Origin of the sequence: Bradyrhizobium sp. 604_D8_N2_3 (assembly GCF_051810765.1) — a bacterium.
In the GTDB taxonomy this organism is placed as follows: domain Bacteria; phylum Pseudomonadota; class Alphaproteobacteria; order Rhizobiales; family Xanthobacteraceae; genus Bradyrhizobium; species Bradyrhizobium barranii.
Map to the genome: position 1 here is coordinate 790,668 of NZ_JBPWPM010000001.1, position 16,733 is coordinate 807,400.

Annotated in this window: 15 protein-coding genes and 1 pseudogene; 6 read left to right on the forward strand and 10 right to left on the reverse strand. The window is 64.7% G+C overall.

Features of this window, described 5'->3' with window-relative positions; translation table 11 throughout:
* Nucleotides 1-21: 21 nt before the first annotated feature.
* Nucleotides 22-810, reverse strand: coding sequence for a DUF4239 domain-containing protein (locus AB7245_RS03760; protein ID WP_085402671.1), 789 nt, complete (start codon nt 808-810; stop codon nt 22-24).
* A 27-nt stretch (nt 811-837) separates the two neighbouring features.
* Nucleotides 838-999, reverse strand: a pseudogene (locus AB7245_RS03765) (JAB domain-containing protein); the annotation flags it as partial.
* An 825-nt stretch (nt 1,000-1,824) separates the two neighbouring features.
* Between AB7245_RS03765 and AB7245_RS03770 the strand changes: the two are divergent.
* A complete protein-coding gene (locus AB7245_RS03770; protein WP_135215889.1) occupies nt 1,825-2,070 on the forward strand; it encodes a hypothetical protein in 246 nt (81 codons plus the stop codon).
* Nucleotides 2,071-2,446: 376 nt separating this feature from the next.
* Here the strand turns inward: AB7245_RS03770 and AB7245_RS03775 are convergent, their stop codons facing one another.
* From AB7245_RS03775 to AB7245_RS03785, 3 genes are all read right to left on the reverse strand, one after another.
* Entirely contained in the window at nt 2,447-5,371 is a 2,925-nt protein-coding gene (locus AB7245_RS03775) for an autotransporter family protein (protein ID WP_244623291.1), read from the reverse strand.
* Nucleotides 5,372-5,649: 278 nt separating this feature from the next.
* On the reverse strand, nt 5,650-6,363 hold the full coding sequence (gene radC / locus AB7245_RS03780) for a RadC family protein (protein ID WP_085402669.1): 714 nt from the start codon (nt 6,361-6,363) through the stop codon (nt 5,650-5,652).
* A gap of 99 nt (nt 6,364-6,462) precedes the next feature.
* Nucleotides 6,463-6,849, reverse strand: coding sequence for a VOC family protein (locus AB7245_RS03785; RefSeq protein ID WP_085402668.1), 387 nt, complete (start codon nt 6,847-6,849; stop codon nt 6,463-6,465).
* A gap of 416 nt (nt 6,850-7,265) precedes the next feature.
* Here AB7245_RS03785 and AB7245_RS03790 point away from each other — a divergent pair, with 416 nt between their 5' ends.
* Nucleotides 7,266-7,706 carry an antibiotic biosynthesis monooxygenase family protein gene (locus tag AB7245_RS03790; RefSeq protein ID WP_439033894.1) on the forward strand — a complete coding sequence of 147 codons (441 nt, stop codon included), beginning with the start codon at nt 7,266-7,268 and terminating at the stop codon, nt 7,704-7,706.
* 50 nt (nt 7,707-7,756) lie between these two features.
* On the opposite strand, the gene AB7245_RS03795 is transcribed toward AB7245_RS03790, so the two are convergent.
* Complete coding sequence (locus AB7245_RS03795) at nt 7,757-8,695, reverse strand: DMT family transporter (protein ID WP_085402666.1); 939 nt, start codon at nt 8,693-8,695, stop codon at nt 7,757-7,759.
* A gap of 133 nt (nt 8,696-8,828) precedes the next feature.
* Here AB7245_RS03795 and AB7245_RS03800 point away from each other — a divergent pair, with 133 nt between their 5' ends.
* The 3 genes from AB7245_RS03800 (at nt 8,829) to AB7245_RS03810 (ending at nt 10,867) form a co-directional block, all read left to right on the forward strand.
* On the forward strand, nt 8,829-9,425 hold the full coding sequence (locus AB7245_RS03800) for a bifunctional transcriptional activator/DNA repair enzyme AdaA (RefSeq protein WP_085402665.1): 597 nt from the start codon (nt 8,829-8,831) through the stop codon (nt 9,423-9,425).
* A gap of 103 nt (nt 9,426-9,528) precedes the next feature.
* On the forward strand, nt 9,529-10,095 hold the full coding sequence (locus AB7245_RS03805) for a TetR/AcrR family transcriptional regulator (protein WP_439033895.1): 567 nt from the start codon (nt 9,529-9,531) through the stop codon (nt 10,093-10,095).
* A gap of 49 nt (nt 10,096-10,144) precedes the next feature.
* Nucleotides 10,145-10,867 (forward strand): 3-oxoacyl-ACP reductase family protein, encoded by a 723-nt coding sequence (locus AB7245_RS03810; RefSeq protein WP_094184218.1) that lies wholly within the window; start codon nt 10,145-10,147, stop codon nt 10,865-10,867.
* Nucleotides 10,868-10,939: 72 nt separating this feature from the next.
* Here the strand turns inward: AB7245_RS03810 and map are convergent, their stop codons facing one another.
* Both map and AB7245_RS03820 read right to left on the reverse strand, forming a co-directional pair.
* On the reverse strand, nt 10,940-11,758 hold the full coding sequence (gene map / locus AB7245_RS03815) for a type I methionyl aminopeptidase (RefSeq protein ID WP_063980716.1): 819 nt from the start codon (nt 11,756-11,758) through the stop codon (nt 10,940-10,942).
* 107 nt (nt 11,759-11,865) lie between these two features.
* Nucleotides 11,866-13,182 (reverse strand): mechanosensitive ion channel family protein, encoded by a 1,317-nt coding sequence (locus AB7245_RS03820; RefSeq protein ID WP_085402663.1) that lies wholly within the window; start codon nt 13,180-13,182, stop codon nt 11,866-11,868.
* A gap of 210 nt (nt 13,183-13,392) precedes the next feature.
* On the opposite strand from AB7245_RS03820, the gene AB7245_RS03825 reads away from it, so the two are divergent.
* Nucleotides 13,393-15,186, forward strand: coding sequence for a potassium/proton antiporter (locus AB7245_RS03825; protein WP_085402662.1), 1,794 nt, complete (start codon nt 13,393-13,395; stop codon nt 15,184-15,186).
* A 176-nt stretch (nt 15,187-15,362) separates the two neighbouring features.
* On the opposite strand, the gene modC is transcribed toward AB7245_RS03825, so the two are convergent.
* Together modC and modB are read right to left on the reverse strand one after the other, a co-directional pair.
* Complete coding sequence (modC, locus tag AB7245_RS03830) at nt 15,363-16,025, reverse strand: molybdenum ABC transporter ATP-binding protein (RefSeq protein WP_439033896.1); 663 nt, start codon at nt 16,023-16,025, stop codon at nt 15,363-15,365.
* 2 nt (nt 16,026-16,027) lie between these two features.
* The gene (modB, locus tag AB7245_RS03835) at nt 16,028-16,723 is read right to left on the reverse strand and encodes a molybdate ABC transporter permease subunit (RefSeq protein WP_028148288.1); all 696 of its coding nucleotides are present in this window, start codon (nt 16,721-16,723) and stop codon (nt 16,028-16,030) included.
* Between the last annotated feature and the right edge of the window lie 10 nt (nt 16,724-16,733).

The following is a 16,733-nucleotide window of genomic DNA, read 5'->3' on the forward strand; positions in this document are numbered from 1 at the left end:
CCTCTCGGGCGGCCGCTCTGCTCAACTCTTGCCGGGGTCTGCCGGCATGATCTGGAGCAGCGGCTCCGGCTGGATCGAGATCTGGCCGGCGAACGGCCGGTCATGCGCGGCGATGAGCAGCACGGAGGTGGCGACGCCGGTGGCGAACAGGCCCATCGCGATTGCCGATCCCAGCCGGTTGTCGCAATGAACGAGGCCGATCACCAGCAGCGCGCAGGCCGCCTGGAGGTACAGGCACCACCATTTGACCGGGTTCACTGCGGCGAGGCTGACGATGATCCGCTGCCGCCGCGCGTCCAGCGCCTGCTCCAGCGCGGCGATGAGCTCGCGCTGCACATTCGCCTGCCCGGGGCCTTGCGGCGTCATGGCAACGACGAACTGCAGGGCTTCGGCGAGCGCCGGCGGTGTGACCTTCAGCGACACCTCCTGATGCGCCATCATCGGCCATTCCACCGCGACGGCCTGCCCGACATAGTCGCGCACCAGGCCGCGCAGCTTCGTCTCCTGCTCCGCCGGCAGGCCGGCGGCCAGCAGCACGGCGCTGCGCAGCGCACTGGCCTCGCGGCTCACCGCAGCGCTGGCGCGGTCGCTGTCGCCCCAGACCTGCGCGGCGATGAAGGCGACGAACAGGCCGAAGATGATGCCGAGCACCGGCAGCATGCCCGGCGAGATCGCCTTCAGCGACTTCGCGCGCTCCTCCGTTGCGACCAGCGCGATGCCTGCGAAGATGGCCGCGGCGAGCAGGTACGTGAATCCAAAGATCACCAGCGCCATTGCAGGCACCGGCAGATTGTGCAGCCAGTCGCTCATTGTGTCCTTGTCATCTGATTTGAGGCTCTAGATCAACCGCATCCCGCGCAGCCTGGCATGCCTGCTCTTGCCGACGATGATGTGGTCGTGCACGGCGATGCCGAGCGGCTTTGCGATGTCGATGATGGCCTTGGTCATCTGGATGTCGGCCTGTGACGGCGAGGGATCGCCTGAGGGGTGATTGTGGATGAATCTATCGCTTCACGTAATGCGTTGAACACACAATAGATTTTTTAGGTTGGGTAGTAGCAGGGGACTGTAAGCAGTGATCGTTCGTGATGATCACGTTAACACGTGGAAGCGCCTTTATAAGCCATTTCACTCACTAGGGACCATCAGCGGACTTCAGCTCTCACCTCAGTGGCGGACATTCTGCTTCGGCGTCGTGAGGTCCGAGACGGGCCAGAAGCGGAAGTCGCCGTAAACAGATCAGCGCAAGTGATGCTTCAGTCCGACGCGCACGATGCAGCCCGGAATTGTCGTCATTTGAGCTGCGCGCAACAATTAGCACGGCGCGGCTGCGGCTTTATCCGGTGGCAGTATGGCCGCGCGCGCCTCGTCGAGATGCAGAAACAGCTATGTCTGATCCAGACGAACAGCGCTGAAATCCCGGAAGCGGATAGCAACGTCAGCAGTTCTGACGGAGCTAGTGATCGGGTTAGTGGCTTAGGCGACTGGCAGCACCAAGACCGCCGTCCGAGGCCAAGCTGAACGGTCTCAGAGAGCCGCTCCAAAGAGAGCCCCGACCGTAACAGCCGGGGCTCCAGGCCAGATCCGCGCGGCCGGGAGAGCAAGCCGCGCAATTTCGGAGTATGCCTGAGTCCATGCTGCCTCCTGTGATGGAAGTGCGGCGGTCCACAGGAAAGGCTGCTCAAAGCAATCCGCTCGCCACGAACATGCAACGAGTGGCCGCCACCGCGTAACAAGTGAGGTGAACTCCAGAACGCCACTGCCGCGCCACCAAATCGCCTAACGACTCAACGACGCATGTTGCATCGGGCCGGGGCGATGCGCATGGGTGGTGTAGTGATGCGCAATTGGTCCAATGTTTATGTGACTGCGTCCGTGAGCGGGCTGATGGTCACGATGCTTTTGCTTGGCGCGATCCTCGCTCGAAATGTCGGACTGGCGGAGAAGAAAGGCGACCGGGTCATCGCTGTGTCAGCGCACAGCGAGGCCCGCACCCAGACGACTTCTGAGAACGGTGGCGGAGCCACGGTAGATTTTGGTGTCGCGGACCTTAGAGGGTCGCTGCCGTAAGGAAGTGATCATCGGCCCGCCCTGCCGAGCTCGCTGAGAGACCTTCCGGCTGGCCAGTCATCTTGCCTAAAGCGCGATGAGATTGGGATGAATCGTCATCGCGCTTTAGGTTGTTGTTTGAGCATGATCTCCGCGCAAACGCGCTCCGCGTTTGTCGCGAGGGAAAACCGCTGCGCACTTTTCCGGATCATGCTTTAGCCGAGGCGATCGGCGCGTTGTAGGCTGCCAATCCGGGGCATTGGTGACCAAGCGAAGACGGCCGCATGGAAGCGGCCAAACAGGGCCGCATCCGGACATGCACATAGTGTATACGGCAGGCCGCGGAATGCGGGCCTCGCTGCGCGTAGAGATCGCAAGCAGCTTGATGAAACCCTATTCACCAGCTGTAGCGTATGCCCGCGGTGCCTTTGGCGCCTTGCGGGCCCGCGTTGACCGTGCTGCCGACCTCGAATTGATAACCGAATTGAGCATAGACGCTGTAGCTCTTGTCGAGCTTGCCGGTGAAGCCGACGAAAGTTTCGACCGTCTGCATCTTCTGCAGCAGCAGCACTTGATCGATGCCAAAAGTGGTGTCCGCTCCCGCGCCCCAGCTGCGCCAGTAATTGACGCCTGCATAAGGCTGCCAGAGCATCCCGTTGCTGCTCGTGGTATTCCACTGCCCGCGCAGGCCGAGCCGTCCGATCGGACCCGACGTCGTGCCCAGCCCGACCGGGCCCAGGCCGTCATTGGCTTCGTCGAACGAGACCCGTTGCCAGATGATCTGGGCCTGCGGCTCGAGCACGAAGCCTGGGCCAAGCGGCATCGGGATTGGATAGCCCGTCTCCAGCGAAGCAACGAAGCCGGCGCCCGTGAGCGGCAATTGCGTGAATTGCGTCGTCGCGTTGCCGCGATAGAGCGTCCCCTGCAGGATCGCGTCGAGGTACCAGCCGGTCGGACCGTAGTGTGTCCAGTAGCCGCCGGCCGAGTAAGCCTGGATGTCGTTGGTCCCGGTGTGGGTGAGCATGTAGCCAGTGGCCGCCGGGTTTGTGACCAGCCCGGTCACGTCGGCCCGCGCCTGGGTATAGGCGAAGTAAAGTCCAGCAGAGTCGCGGTGACCGGGGATGGTGCTGCCGCGCCAGAGATCGATTCCGCCTTGGAAGCCCGCCAGCCAGCCATCGGTGCGCGGGTCGGCGAAGGCCTGGTAGTGGCCGTTGATCTGCTGACCGAAAACGCGCGCCCAGTCTGACCGGCCCCAGCCATTGGGGTCGGCACCCGCATTCAACAATGTCATTGTGTCGCCGACTCGCTGGTTGAGCGTACCAAGCGTGGCGAGGCCGATTTGCCGGGCCATAGGTTGAACGGACCCGTAGGTTGCAAGTCCAGGCCCGATGATTGGGTAGGAGCCGGGCGGCAGGCCGTCCGGCGGCGGATCGGGCGGCAGGATCGGCGGCGGGACAATCGGCGGGTCCGGGGGTGTCGGCCCCGAATCGAAAGTCGAGCGCAGGAACCAATCCTGGGGCGCATTGCCGTTAATGCCGCCGCGAAACAGGAAGTAATCATAAGCGCCGCCGCGCACCTCGCCGGCGAGCGAGAAAGCGCCGGGCGCCGTGGTGGCGTTGTTGACGGTCTGCACCAAAAGGATGCCGTTCGCAACGGTCTGATCGCCGGGACCGGTCGTGTTCAATACTCTGAGAGCTGTCGAGCCCGTCGCTGCGCCGCCGTTGATGACTAACCTGTCGGATGGCGAAGTGTCGTTGCCGAGAAAAGTATTGAGCGTGATCGAGCCGCCTGCGCCCCCATAGTTATTCGCAATCAGCGTCTTGTAGCTCGACAGTTGTGTGGGGTCCGCGGTCGGCGGGGTGAAGATGATCTCACTGCTGTTGTTGGTCAGGTTGGTTGCGTTCGAATTGCCCGTCATCGTCCAGACGGTATTCTGCGCAAGGGTGACTGTGCTGATGCCGCCGGCCGCCGTCGTGATCACCCCTCGCAAGGTCGATGCCTGTGCGTTGAACGTCGTGCTGGCTCCAGACACCGTTTCGAGCAGGGTGTTGTTATTTGTTACTGCGACGGCATTACTAAGACTGATGTTGGCCGCGGCGCCCTGCACCGAGAAGGAGGCGGCGCTGGCCACGATGGTGGCGTTGCTGTACTGCAACGTGTTTCCGCTACCGTTGAACAGAAAGCCGAAGCCGCCATTTCCTGACGCGGTCGCGTCGGTTCCGGTCATAGTTACGTTGCCGCCGTTCTGCAGCAGCCCGCCCGCGCCGTTGACGACGGACACCGAGCCACCACTCGTCGTAACGGTGCCGCCAGTCGTCGCATTCACTCCAGCGTTTCCACCGCCTCCCGTCACGCTGACGACCACATCGTTTGCGGTAACCAGGCTGTTCGCCCCCGTCGCCCGAAGTCCTATCTCCCCGCCGCCAATGCCCGGAACGGTAACGGAGCCGCGCGTCAACGTTACCTGGCCCCCGGACACGGCGTTCACACCGACATCACCACCGCCATTACCTACCGACAAGCTCAGATCGGTCGCCGTGATCGAACTGTTGGCCCCTGTTGCCGATAGGCCGGTATTCCCGCCGCCTCCGGCGAACGTGATGCTGCTGCCGCTCGCGAGCTGGATACTCCCCCCGTTCTGCGCCGTAGCCGCGGTCATGCCGCCCGAAACACCCATGTTCACGGAAAGACCATTGGCGATGATTTGGCTTGTCGCACCGTCGGCGGTCATCAACTTGCCGAAGCCACCGGCGAGATTGATCGACGAGCCAGGTGTGAATTGAATCAGACCTCCCGCCGTGGCCTGCACTACCCCGCCCACCCCGACCGCGGCGCCGCCGTTCCAATTCACGGTCGTGCTATTCGCGATGATCGTGCCGGTGGTGGCGATCATGGCCGCGCCGCCGCCGCCAGAATTCGCCAGGGTGATCGCATTAATGATGATCGTGCCGCCGGTGTTCGCAATCAGGCCAGTGCTGGCGGCGGTTACATTTGCGTTTGCGGTGACCGTGGCGTTGGTGGTGGCCTGGATTCCTGTTCCACCACCATTGGCCGACACCGTGCCATTGGTCGTCACGTTTGCGCCGTTCAACGCGCTGACCGCGATGTTGAAACCGGTGCTCACCGGATTATTGGCTACGCAGGTTCCGCCGTTCTGAAGGATGCCGCCGTTGACGGGATCAGTTGTACATTGAGCGCGGGCCGCTTGCGGTGCGGCGATGATAATCACGCAAGGCAGAACAACGGAAAGCACCCGTGCTCGCAGAGGGTGCCGACGCGGCGCCTGACCGGCAAGTAATCGCAAAGGCTTGCGCAGTTCCATTTTGTTGCGCCCGATCACACGCGATCGCGAAAGGCAACGAGCACCAGAATTGTTGTGCGAAGACGCCGCATCTGTGGCGATCGCGGCAGCAATCCATTATCCCGACCGCTGTCGCTTACGCGTCACGCATGGGACAACAATGCTGATCCAACGGATCTACGCCGTGCTCTCTGGACAACCTCGAGTTGCCAGCGGGACTGATGACTGCTCTGGGGCAATCGCGTCGTTTTGCGAGGTTCGCGGTAAGGTCCGCTTTAGCCCCCAAGAGGGGACGTCGTTTAGATCAGCTTCAGTCCCTTCAGACTGGCGTGACCTTGTTTGCCGACGATGATGTGGTCGTGCACGGCGATGCCGAGCGGCTTGGCGATGTCGATGATGGCCTTGGTCATCTGGATGTCGGCCTGTGACGGCGAGGGATCGCCGCTGGGGTGGTTGTGCACCAGGATCAGCGCGGTCGCCGACAGCTCCAGCGCGCGCTTGATCACCTCGCGCGGATAGACCGGGGTGTGGTCGACGGTGCCGGTTTGCTGCACCTCGTCGGCGATGAGCTGGTTGCGCTTGTCGAGGAAGAGCAGGCGGAATTGCTCCTTGTCGGCAAAGGCCATGCTGGAGCGGCAATAATCGATTACTTCGTTCCAGGACGACAGCGCGTTGCGGCTGTTGACCTCGCCCTTGGCGACGCGATGGGTCGCCGCCGCGATCAGCTTGAGCTGGTGGATCGCGGCTTCGCCGATGCCGTCGACCTCGCGCAGGCGTGCCACCGGCGCGTGCACGACCTCGGCGAACGAGCCAAAGGTCTTGATCAGCATTTTCGCCAGCGGTTTGGTGTCGCGCCGCGGCAGCGCCGGAAACAGCGCCATCTCCAGCAGCTCGTAGTCGCTGAGCGCATCCGCGCCGGCGCTGTAGAAGCGCTCGCGCAGCCGCTCGCGATGGCCGTGATAGTGCGGCGCGTCCTCGGGCTTGCTCTTGTCGTGGTCGGTCTTGGCGGGCATCAGGCATAACCATGCCGTACGGCGCGTGTTTTGCAACCGGGAAGTGTCCGGCCCCGGCGGCTCGCTCATTGGCACGACCGCCGGCGCCTCGTCGTCCGCCTACGGCGAAAGCCCTCCCGGCGGGGTGCAGACCTCGACCAGGACATTGCCCGGCGCGGTGACATAGAAGTGCGGGACGCGGACGCCGCCGCCACGGTCCATGGAGGCGATCCTGCTCGGGTTGAGGCCCGCGGCCTTTAGCTCGGCGTGCTTGGCTTCCACCTCGGCGGCCTCGTCGTAGTAGAAGCCGATATGGAAATTGGCGGGATATTCGGCCGGCTCGCCTGTCTTGCCGCGCATCACGGTCAGGATGAAATCCTCCTTGTTGCGCAGGACGACGAGGGCTTCGCCGCGCGAGGCATAGGGTGCAAAGCGGAAGAAGCGCTGGAAGAAGGCGGCAAGCGCGGTGACGTCCGAGGTCACGAGGTTGAGATGTTGCAGTCGCATAGGTGCTCTCCGGTCAGGTGAAGGAACGGACGGAACGAGATTCCACACTGAGCGGCGGCCGAGTTGACACGATGACATGACCCGCCGAGCAGCGTGACGATCGCGTCACTCTGTCCGGCCGTGGGTCCTACCGTGGAGACGGTGGCAGAATTCCTGGCAAGTCAGGAACAGGCCGGGCTTACCAATCCGGCCATGCCTTTTTCGGCGCGCTCCGGGTAGCAGAGTTCGCGCGCATCGGCAACGCCGGGAGCCGGTCAGGATGTTGCCGGCCCGGATTCCCGGCGCCGCCTATGCTCGGGGCGATTGAGCCGTCGGAAAAAATTTCACACCAGCTGTCTTCGTTCTCCTGCCTCGTTCGTCTCAGCGCTGTTGGCCGGTCGAGTGGCCAGCCGATCTTCCGCAACAGGAGAATATCAATGTCCCGGACCAGACCTGAGCCGTCGCGCCGTGCCTTCGTTGCCACCGGCCTCGGAGCGGGCGTCTTGCTCGTCGCGCAAGCGGCGCCGTCCCACGGCCAGAACAGGAGTTCGAAAATGGAAGCGACCATTCGCACCGGTAGCGACGTCACGACCCTCGTCAACGTCTTCACGGTCGAGCCGGACAACCAGCAAAAGCTGGTTCAGTTGCTGAAGGAGGGCACCGAGACCTTCTTCAGCAAGCAGCCCGGGTTCATCTCGTCCAGCGTCCACGCCAGCAAGGAGGGCCGGCGCGCGATCAACTACTCGCAATGGGCAAGCGCGGGGGACATCGAGAATTTTCGCCGGGATCCGCGATTTGCGCCGTACATCCAGAGCCTTGCGGCGCTGTCGAAGGCCGAGACGATCCTGTGCGAGGTCGTCGAGGTCAATCACGCCTGATCGGTAACGGCGGTTCGGGGGCGGTCCAAGAGACCGCCCCGCTGACGCTCTCACTGTTCGAGACCACGCTGCCGCGCCGGCAGGGGCATCGTGATGGCGATGACCCCGGCGAGAATGAGCGTCATGCCTGCAAGGGCCGACCAGGTGAAGCGTTCGCCAAGCCATGCCGTGCCGAGCGCCACCGCGAAGCCGGCGCGCAGATAGCTGCCGCTGGTCGTGCCGAGTGGGCCGAGCGTGCGGATCAGGCGGAAATAGATCACCATCGCGAGCGCCGTGCAGATCACCGCGAGGCTGACGACGGCCGCGACCGCGTGCGAAGTCGGTGCCAGCGTCCAGGGTCGCTCGAGGACGAGTGCGGCAGGGACCATGAGGATCGCGGCACAGCTCATGGCGCCGGCCGCCGTGACGGTGGCGGGAAAGCCGGAGAACCGCTGCCCCCATATCGGTGCGAGCGCGTAGCAGAGGCTTGCGCCGAGCACGGCGGCCTGCGCCAGCGGGGCCGTCGTGCCCAAGGCGGACAGCGCATCGATGCCGATCGTCACCGCGACGCCCGCAAGACCGAGCGCGACGCCGATGATCTTCCGGCTGCTGATCGCCTGTCGCCCGCGTCCGGTCATCATCGCGATCGCGAGCACGAACATCGGCGGGGTCGCATTGAGCACGCCGGCGAGACCGCTTGCGATATGCAGCTCGCCCCAGCTGATCAGGGTAAACGGCAGCGCGCTCTGTAGCAGCCCCTGCGCGAAGAAAGCCGCCCACACCGGTCCCCGGGCGGGAAGAGCGTGCCCCTGAGCGCGAGCGATCGCGATCAGGAGAATGGCCGCGATCGTCACGCGCGCGGCGACCATCGTGAACGGCGGGATCGTCGGGATTGCGACCTTGATCAGCGTGAACGAGCTGCCCCAGATTAATGAGAGGAGGAGCAGGAGCCCGATCTCGAACGTGAGCGTGGTTTGTCCTGACGTCGTTTGTTGGGCCTGCGTGTGCATTGCGAATCTGCTCCGGGATGGACCGGGACCATGATCCGGCGTGGTGGCGCAGGCTGGCTGGATTCGGACCTCATCGCCCGATCGAGTCCGATTCCAGCTACTCGGCGGGCTGCGATGAAACTATTCTTCCGCCATGGCAACAGGCTCGGCACATCGGCAAACGCTGCCGCCGCATCTCGACTGGGACACCTGCGATCGGGCGCGGCTGGCGCGGGCACGCGCGTTCGACGGGCTGTTCTTCTCCGGCGTTCGCTCGACGAGGATCTACTGCCGGCCGGTCTGCCCGGTTCGCCCGGCGCGCTCCGAGAACGTCACCTTTTATGCGACCGCCGCTGCCGCCGAGCGCGCCGGCTTTCGCCCGTGCCTGCGCTGCCGGCCGGAAACCGCGCCGGGATCGCCGGCCTGGATGGGAACGGCCACCACCGTCGCGCGCGGGATGCGCCTGATCAATGACGGATTCCTGGATCGCGCGTCGATGATGGACCTTGCGGAAGTCCTGGGAGTCGGGCCGCGCCATCTGCTCCGCCTGTTCATGCGCCACGCCGGTGCGAGCCCGAGCGAGATCGCCGCGACCCGCCGTGTGCAGGAAGCCAAGCGTCTGATCGACCAGACCAGCATGACATTGTCGGAGATCGCCTTCGCCGCCGGTTTCGGCAGCGTTCGCAGATTCAACGATGCATTTGTCGCGACCTACAAGCGGCCGCCGTCGTCATTCCGGCGCCGCCACTAGGCCGCCGAGCCAGGCATCACCCGATCTGCTTCCCGCCATGTCGCGGGCAATGCCGCTGCATTTGATAATTGACTATTCGTTCCAGAATAACTATTGTCGTATCATGGCAAGGACCAAGGAATTCGATCAGGACGAGGCGCTCGATGCCGCGATCGGTGCGTTTCGCGAGCACGGTTTCGAGGGAACCTCTACGCAGATGCTTGTTGACGCCATGGGGATCGGCCGCCAGAGCATCTACGATACGTTTGGCGACAAATGGCAACTCTATTGCGCCGCGGTGCGCCGCTACGCGGCCAGCGAGGTCGAAGCCCATCTTGCCGCGCTGCGGGCGCCGCCGCGCGCGATTGACGGCCTCAGGGCGATGATCGACCGCGTCGTTCGCGACGCGAACGAGGCTTGCCTGGGCATCGGCTCGATCAGCGAGTTCGGCCGCTCGCGGGATGACCTCACCAGCATCCATGCGGCGTCAGGCCGCGCGCTCCAGGGCGCTGTTTCGAAACGCTTGCGCGAAGCGCAGGCCGACGGCGACGTGGCGCGGGATCTCGACGCCGACGACGCAGCCGAGTTTCTGCTGGCGAATGTTGCCGGTATTCGAATCGCCGCGCGCGGTGGCGCCAGGCCGCGCCAATTACGGGCGCTCGGCGCAATCGCATTGCGCGCCCTCGGGTAATTTTTTTTTGTCAAATCTGGAACGATCGTTCAAAAAGAGGAGAGAGAAAATGAGCAGCAAAGTCGCGTTGGTGTTTGGTGGAGCGCGCGGCATTGGCGCCGCGATCGCGGTCCGTCTCGCACGGGACGGGTTCGATATCGCGCTAACCTACGTGTCGCGACCGGACAGTGCCGCCGAAATCGTGGCCGCGATCGAGAACGCTGGCCGCAAGGCCATCGCGATCAAGGCCGATAGCGCCGATCCCGCCGCGATTCGCGCGGCCGTCGCCGAGACCGTGAGCCGGCTTGGGGTGCTTGATGCGGTCGTCGTCAACGCGGGCATTCTCCGCCTCGGTCCCGTCGAGCAGTTCAGCCTGGAAGACCTCGACCTCATTCTCGATGTGAATATCCGCGGCGTCTTTCTGGCCATCCAGGCGGCAGCCGGGCAGATGCGTGACGGCGGCCGCATCATCACGATCGGGAGCAACACGGCGATCCGGACAGGGACGCCGGGAGGCAGCGTCTATGCCATGACGAAGGCCGCCGTTGCCTCCTTGGTCCGCGGCGTTGCGCTCGACCTGGCGCCTCGCCGGATCACGGTCAACAACGTCCAGCCGGGCCCGACCGAGACCGACATGACGGCCACGATGGTGTCGCGGCTGAAAGAGATCGTTCCGTTGAAGCGCGTCGGTGAGCCCGGCGAGATCGCCGCGCTGGTGTCATATGTGGCGGGCCCGGAATCCGGCTATATGACCGGCGCCAGCCTCACCATCGATGGTGGCTACGTGCTGTAAGAGGTCCGCCTCTGACGACGGATCGTCGCCGGCGAACAGGATGGCAGGATCGCATCGCGGTCCTGCCGGGCATCACCCGATCTGCGTCTCGCCGTGCCGCTTCGACAGCGTGAAGATCTCGACGCCTGTCGCGGTCACGCCGACGGAGTGCTCGAACTGCGCCGACAGCGAGCGGTCGCGGGTCACCGCGGTCCAGCCGTCGGAGAGGATCTTCACGTGCGGCTTGCCGAGATTGATCATCGGCTCGATGGTGAAGAACATGCCGGGCTTGAGCTGAACGCCTTCGCCGGGCCGGCCGATATGGATGATGTTCGGCTCGTCGTGGAACATGCGCCCCAGGCCATGGCCGCAGAAATCGCGCACCACGCTCATGCCTTGCGGCTCGACGAAGCTCTGGATGGCGTGGCCGATGTCGCCGGTGGTGGCGCCCGGCTTGACCGCGGCGATGCCGCGCATCATCGCCTCATACGTCACCTCGATCAGCCGCTCGGCCTTGCGGGCGATCGGGCCGACCGCATACATCCGGCTGGAATCGCCGTACCAGCCGTCGACGATGAAGGTGACGTCGATGTTGACGATGTCGCCTTCCTTCAACGGACGGTCACCGGGCATGCCGTGGCAGACCACGTGGTTGAGCGAGGTGCAGGTCGAGTAGCGGTAGCCGCGATACATCAGCGTCGCCGGATAGGCGCCGTGGCTGAAAGCGAAGTCGCGGACGAACTGGTCGATGCGCTCGGTCGGCACGCCGGGCCCGACGATATCGGTGAGCTCGTCGAGGCACTTCGCCACCAGCGCGCCCGCCTTGTGCATGCCGGCGAAGGCGCTCGGCCCGTGCAGCTTGATCTGTCCGGTCTTGCGCAGGGAGGTATCGGAGGCTTCGACGTAGCTCATGCGGGGCTGGTCTCGATGTCGGCGGAAGGGCTTGATTTCAGGGCCATAATCTAATGATCACGGGCCCTCATGCAAGTCAGGTGTGGCTCTTGCGCCCGAAACAGGGCCTAATTCGGGACTTCTACGGTGGTTTCCACCGGCAGGGCGCCGCCCCGGACGCGAATCTCGCGGACGGGATAGGGAACCCGGATGCCCTCGCGCTTGAAGGCCTCCCATAGCGCCAGCATCACGTCACTCTTGACGCCATCCATGCCGTCGGGGTCCGCGATCCAGAAGGTCAGCGAGAACTTCATCCCGGCTTCCGCGAACTCGGTCAGGATGCTGTTCGGCGGCTTGCCCTTCTGCGCGCGGGGATGGGCGGCCGCGGTCTCCGCGGCGAGCTTGCAAACCAGCCGCGGGTCGGCGTCGTAATTGGTGCCGAAGGCGATCTTCACCAGCGTGTTCTTGTCGGTATAGGTCCAGTTGACGACCTTCTGCGTCACCAGGTCCTCGTTCGGCACCAGGAATTCGCGGCCATCGCCGGCGGCGACGGAAATATAGCGCGTCTTCATCGCGCTGATGCGCCCGGTATTGTCGCCGATGGTGACGAGGTCGCCCGGCTTCACCGACTTGTCCGCAAGCAGGATGATGCCCGAGATGAAGTTGGCGACGATCTTCTGTAGGCCGATACCGATGCCGACGCCGACCGCGCCGGAGAACACCGCGAGCGCCGAGAGATCGATACCGACCGCGCCGAGCGCGATGACGATTGCGATGGCCAGCAGCCCGATCCGGATGATCTTGACCAGCAGCACCTGCACCGACGGGGTCAGATCGGTGGTCGAGTTGATCCGGCTCTCGGCGAAATTGCTGGCGATGTTGGTGGCCCAGAGCGCGATGAGCAGGAGCGCGCCGGCCTTGATCACCAGCAGCGGCGTCAGCCGCAGGCCGCCGAGCACGATCGCAAAGGAATCGAGCAGCTCGACCGTCGTGTCGAGCTGTCCGATGATGGACAGCGCCGCGACGAACCACGCCGAGATAGACACCAGCTTGACGATGAAGGCGTTGCGCAGCACCGAGGTCACGAGCCGGATCGCAAGCCAGGCCAGTCCCAGCTTGGCGGCGACCATCAGGAGATAGCTGCGGCTCGGCCAGGTCGCGTGATACATCACCACGCGGGAGAGGATCACCATCAGGGTGAACACCGCCGTCGAGGCGCTCGAGACCATCACCCGGGCGAAGTGCCGGAGCGGCAGCGGCCAGTGTATCGCCAGCGTTGTCATGTCGATGCGGTTGCGAACCCCGGCTTCCGCGGCATAGGCGATGCCGGCCGCGGCCAGGATCAGGCCGAATTGCAGGTAGAACCAGGGCGAGGAGATTTCCGCCCCGACGCTGCGCGCGGTGGTCTGCACGAACTCCATGAAGTCTTTGAGGTCCATGTCCATCGGTCTCGTCGGCAAGCAGGCGGGAGGATTTGATTCGAGGGCGGCGCAGAATTCCACAAAGGGCGCCGCCGGGCCATCGATACACCGCTAAGTGAAGCGCGTTAAGGCCGCAAAATACGGGCAGATTGCCGCGAGCGGGAGAAAATGGGTTGGCGTGGGAGTCTGCCGACGATAAGGATGCAATTCCAGCGATTTGTACCCGGAAGGTGGATGGCTTCCCTCGACTCTGTCAGCCTCGCCATATTGCTCGGCGCCGTCCTCGTCATGGCCGGTATCCTGTCGAGCCTGCTTGCTCTGCGCTTCGGCGCGCCCCTGCTGCTCGTCTTCCTTGCCATCGGCATGCTCGCAGGCGATTCCGGCCCCGGGCAGCTTCAGTTCGACGATGTCCGCACCACCTATCTGGTCGGCTCGGTGGCGCTCGCCCTGATCCTGTTCGACGGCGGCCTGAAGACGCGCTTTGCCAGCATCCGCACCGTGCTCGCGCCCTCCGTTGTGCTCGCGACCGTCGGGGTGCTTCTGACCGCGCTGATCACGGCGCCGTTCGCCAAATACGCGCTCGACCTCAACTGGACGGAAGCGCTGCTGGTCGGTGCCGTCGTGGCCTCGACCGACGCGGCTGCGGTGTTCCTGCTGGTGCACACCCAGGGCCTGCGCCTGCGTCCGCGCGTCGGCGCGACGCTGGAGGCCGAATCCGGCACCAACGATCCCTTCGCGATCTTCCTCACCTTGATGCTGGTCGAATACATCTCGCTGGGATCGAGCTCGGCGGGCCATGTGGCGATGGAGTTCATCCAGGAGGCGGTGCTGGGCGCCGTCGTCGGCTTCCTCGGGGGTCGTCTCGTCGTCGTCGCGCTCAACCGGGTTGCGCTGCCGCAGGGCCTGCATGCGCCGTTTGTCACGACCGCGGCGCTCGTGATCTTCGGCGGCTCGCAGATCATGCACGCCTCCGGATTCCTCGCGGTCTATCTCGCCGGCATCATCATCGGCAACCGCCCGACCCGCGCGCATAATTCCGTGGTGGCATTCCTGGATGCCGCGACGTGGCTGGCGCAGATCGTGATGTTCGTGCTGCTGGGCCTGCTGGTTTCGCCGAGCCGGCTCGGCACCAGCGTGTTGCCGGCGGTCGGGGTTGCGTTCGTCCTGATGCTGGTCGCGCGGCCGATCGCGGTGTTCGTGTGCCTGGCGCCGTTCCGCTTCAACTGGCGCGAAAAGATCTTCATCGCCTGGACCGGCCTGCGCGGTGCCGTCGCGATCTTCCTGGCGTCGATCCCGATGCTGGTCGGCCTGTCGAAGGCCTATCTTTATTTCGACGTCGCCTTCGTCGTCGTCATCATCTCACTGCTGCTGCAAGGCTGGACGCTTGCGCCCGCGGCGCGCAAGCTGCACGTGGCGCTGCCGCGCGCCGAGCGTGGTCCACGCCGCGTCGAGCTGGATCTGCCCGGCCAGCTCGAGCAGCAACTTGTCGGCTATCCGGTGCGGCCCAAGAGCCTGTATTTCCGCCGCGGTCTGATCCCGTCCTGGTCCAAGCCGACGCTGGTCATCCGCAATGAGAACATCTTGACCCCGACGGAAGCCGAGCCGATCGCGCCCGGCGACTACATCTATCTGCTGGCCCCGCCGGAAAAGGCCGAGTCGCTCGACCGCTTCTTCGTCGACATGCAGCCGAGCTCGGCGCCGGATCCGCATCTGCTCGGCGACTTCATGGTCTCCGGCGAGCACACGCTGGCCGAGCTTGCCGAGATCTACGGCGTGAAGGTCGGCGAGGATGACGGCAAGCTGACCCTCGCCGACTATTTCGACGTCCATCTCGACCGCGCGCCGAAGGAGGGCGCCGAGCTGCCGCTGGACGAGATCGTGCTGGTCGCGCGCAGCATCTCCGGCGGCCGCGTCAACCTCGTCGGCCTGCGTCTGCCGGAGGACGAGGAAACGCCCGCGCCGCTGACGCGCCGGCAGGCGCTGCAGCGCAAGCTCGCGGATTTGTGGACGTCGGTGGCGGGGGTTTAGCGCTCACCATTGCTTGCGCGCCGCCGCCACAACCTCGCTGTCATCGCCCGGCTTGACCGGGCGATCCAGTAATCCGAGACGATTGTGATTGAACCGAGAAGCCGCGGCGTACTGGATGCCCCGCCTTCATGACAGCGATGGTGGGGCGAGGTGTCTCGGCAAGCCGTCAGCGCCCCTCACGTCAACACCTTCACCCCGCCGAACGACGTCACGCGGCCCTGCTTCAGCATCACGATCTGCGTCGCGAGCTGGCGCAGCTCGGCGACGTCGTGGCTGACATAGACCATGGGGACATTGGCCTCGTCGCGCAGCCGCACCAGATAGGGCAGGATCTCCAGCTTGCGGCCCTCGTCGAGCGCGCCGAGCGGTTCGTCGAGCAGCAGCAGGCGCGGCCTCGACAGCAGCGCGCGCCCGAGCGCGACGCGCTGGCGTTCGCCGCCGGAGAGCTTTCCTGGACGGCGATCAAGGAGCGCGCCGATGTCGAGCAGCTCGATGATGCGCTTGTGCTGGGCAGGATCGGGCGTGAGGCCGTTCATCCGCCTTCCATAGTCGAGATTCTGCGCGACGTTGAGATGCGGAAACAGCCGCGCGTCCTGGAATACATAGCCGATGTGGCGGCGATAGGTCGGCACATGGATGCCGGCCGCGGTGTCGTCGACGGTCTCGCCGTCGATCACGATGGTGCCGCGGTCGGGCCGCAGCAGGCCTGCGATCATGTTGACCAGCGAGCTCTTGCCGGCGCCCGACGCGCCGAACAGGCCGATGACGCGACCTTCGCTGGTGAAGGTTGCGGAGAGCGAGAATTCGCCGAGTTGTTTTTCGATGTCGACGCGCAGCATGGTCAGTTCCCGTGCAAGCGCTGTGTGGCGCGGCGGGCGAACCATTCGGCGGCGATCAGCGCGCCGAGCGCGAGCACGATCGAGATGATCACGAGTCGTCCCGCGGCCGCGTCGCCATCGGGCGTCTGGATTAGCGAGTAGATCGCCGAGGAAATCGTCTGGGTTTCGCCGGGAATGTTGGAGACGAAGGTGATGGTCGCGCCGAACTCGCCGATCGCCTTGGCAAAGCCCAGCACCATGCCGGCTAGCACGCCGGGCAGCGCCAGAGGTAGCGTCACCGTGAAGAACACTTTCCAGGGCGCCGCTCCCAGCGTCTCAGCCGCCTGCTCGAGTCGGCGGTCGATCGCCTCGATCGACAGCCGCATCGGGCGCACCAGCAGCGGAAACGACATCAGGCCGCAGGCGAGCGCCGCCCCGGTCCAGCGAAACGCGAAGACGATACCGAGATAGTCGGCCAGAAATCCGCCGACGAGTCCCTTGCGACCAAAGGTGAGGAGCAGGAGATAGCCCGTAACGACAGGCGGCAGTACCAGCGGCAGATGCACGAGCGCATCGAGCACCGATTTGCCCCAGAAATCATGGCGGGCAAGCAGCCATGCCAGCGCAATGCCGAACGGCGTTGCGACCAGCGTGGCGATGACGGCGACCCTGAGCGAGAGCAGGATCGCCGTCCATTCGGCGGGAGAGATCTCGAGCATCAAGTTGTAG

Excerpts from the sequence above, each read along its gene's own strand:
- AB7245_RS03810 (WP_094184218.1), top strand. The coding sequence starts at position 10,145 with ATGAGCAGCAAAGTCGCGTTGGTGTTTGGTGGAGCGCGCGGCATTGGC.
- modB (WP_028148288.1), bottom strand. The coding sequence starts at position 16,723 with ATGCTCGAGATCTCTCCCGCCGAATGGACGGCGATCCTGCTCTCGCTC.
- AB7245_RS03800 (WP_085402665.1), top strand. The coding sequence starts at position 8,829 with ATGGCAACAGGCTCGGCACATCGGCAAACGCTGCCGCCGCATCTCGAC.
- AB7245_RS03795 (WP_085402666.1), bottom strand. The coding sequence starts at position 8,695 with ATGCACACGCAGGCCCAACAAACGACGTCAGGACAAACCACGCTCACG.
- AB7245_RS03785 (WP_085402668.1), bottom strand. The coding sequence starts at position 6,849 with ATGCGACTGCAACATCTCAACCTCGTGACCTCGGACGTCACCGCGCTT.
- modC (WP_439033896.1), bottom strand. The coding sequence starts at position 16,025 with ATGCTGCGCGTCGACATCGAAAAACAACTCGGCGAATTCTCGCTCTCC.
- AB7245_RS03775 (WP_244623291.1), bottom strand. The coding sequence starts at position 5,371 with ATGGAACTGCGCAAGCCTTTGCGATTACTTGCCGGTCAGGCGCCGCGT.
- AB7245_RS03760 (WP_085402671.1), bottom strand. The coding sequence starts at position 810 with ATGAGCGACTGGCTGCACAATCTGCCGGTGCCTGCAATGGCGCTGGTG.
- map (WP_063980716.1), bottom strand. The coding sequence starts at position 11,758 with ATGAGCTACGTCGAAGCCTCCGATACCTCCCTGCGCAAGACCGGACAG.
- AB7245_RS03770 (WP_135215889.1), top strand. The coding sequence starts at position 1,825 with ATGGGTGGTGTAGTGATGCGCAATTGGTCCAATGTTTATGTGACTGCG.
- AB7245_RS03805 (WP_439033895.1), top strand. The coding sequence starts at position 9,529 with ATGGCAAGGACCAAGGAATTCGATCAGGACGAGGCGCTCGATGCCGCG.
- AB7245_RS03790 (WP_439033894.1), top strand. The coding sequence starts at position 7,266 with ATGTCCCGGACCAGACCTGAGCCGTCGCGCCGTGCCTTCGTTGCCACC.
- AB7245_RS03820 (WP_085402663.1), bottom strand. The coding sequence starts at position 13,182 with ATGGACATGGACCTCAAAGACTTCATGGAGTTCGTGCAGACCACCGCG.
- radC (WP_085402669.1), bottom strand. The coding sequence starts at position 6,363 with ATGCCCGCCAAGACCGACCACGACAAGAGCAAGCCCGAGGACGCGCCG.
- AB7245_RS03825 (WP_085402662.1), top strand. The coding sequence starts at position 13,393 with ATGGCTTCCCTCGACTCTGTCAGCCTCGCCATATTGCTCGGCGCCGTC.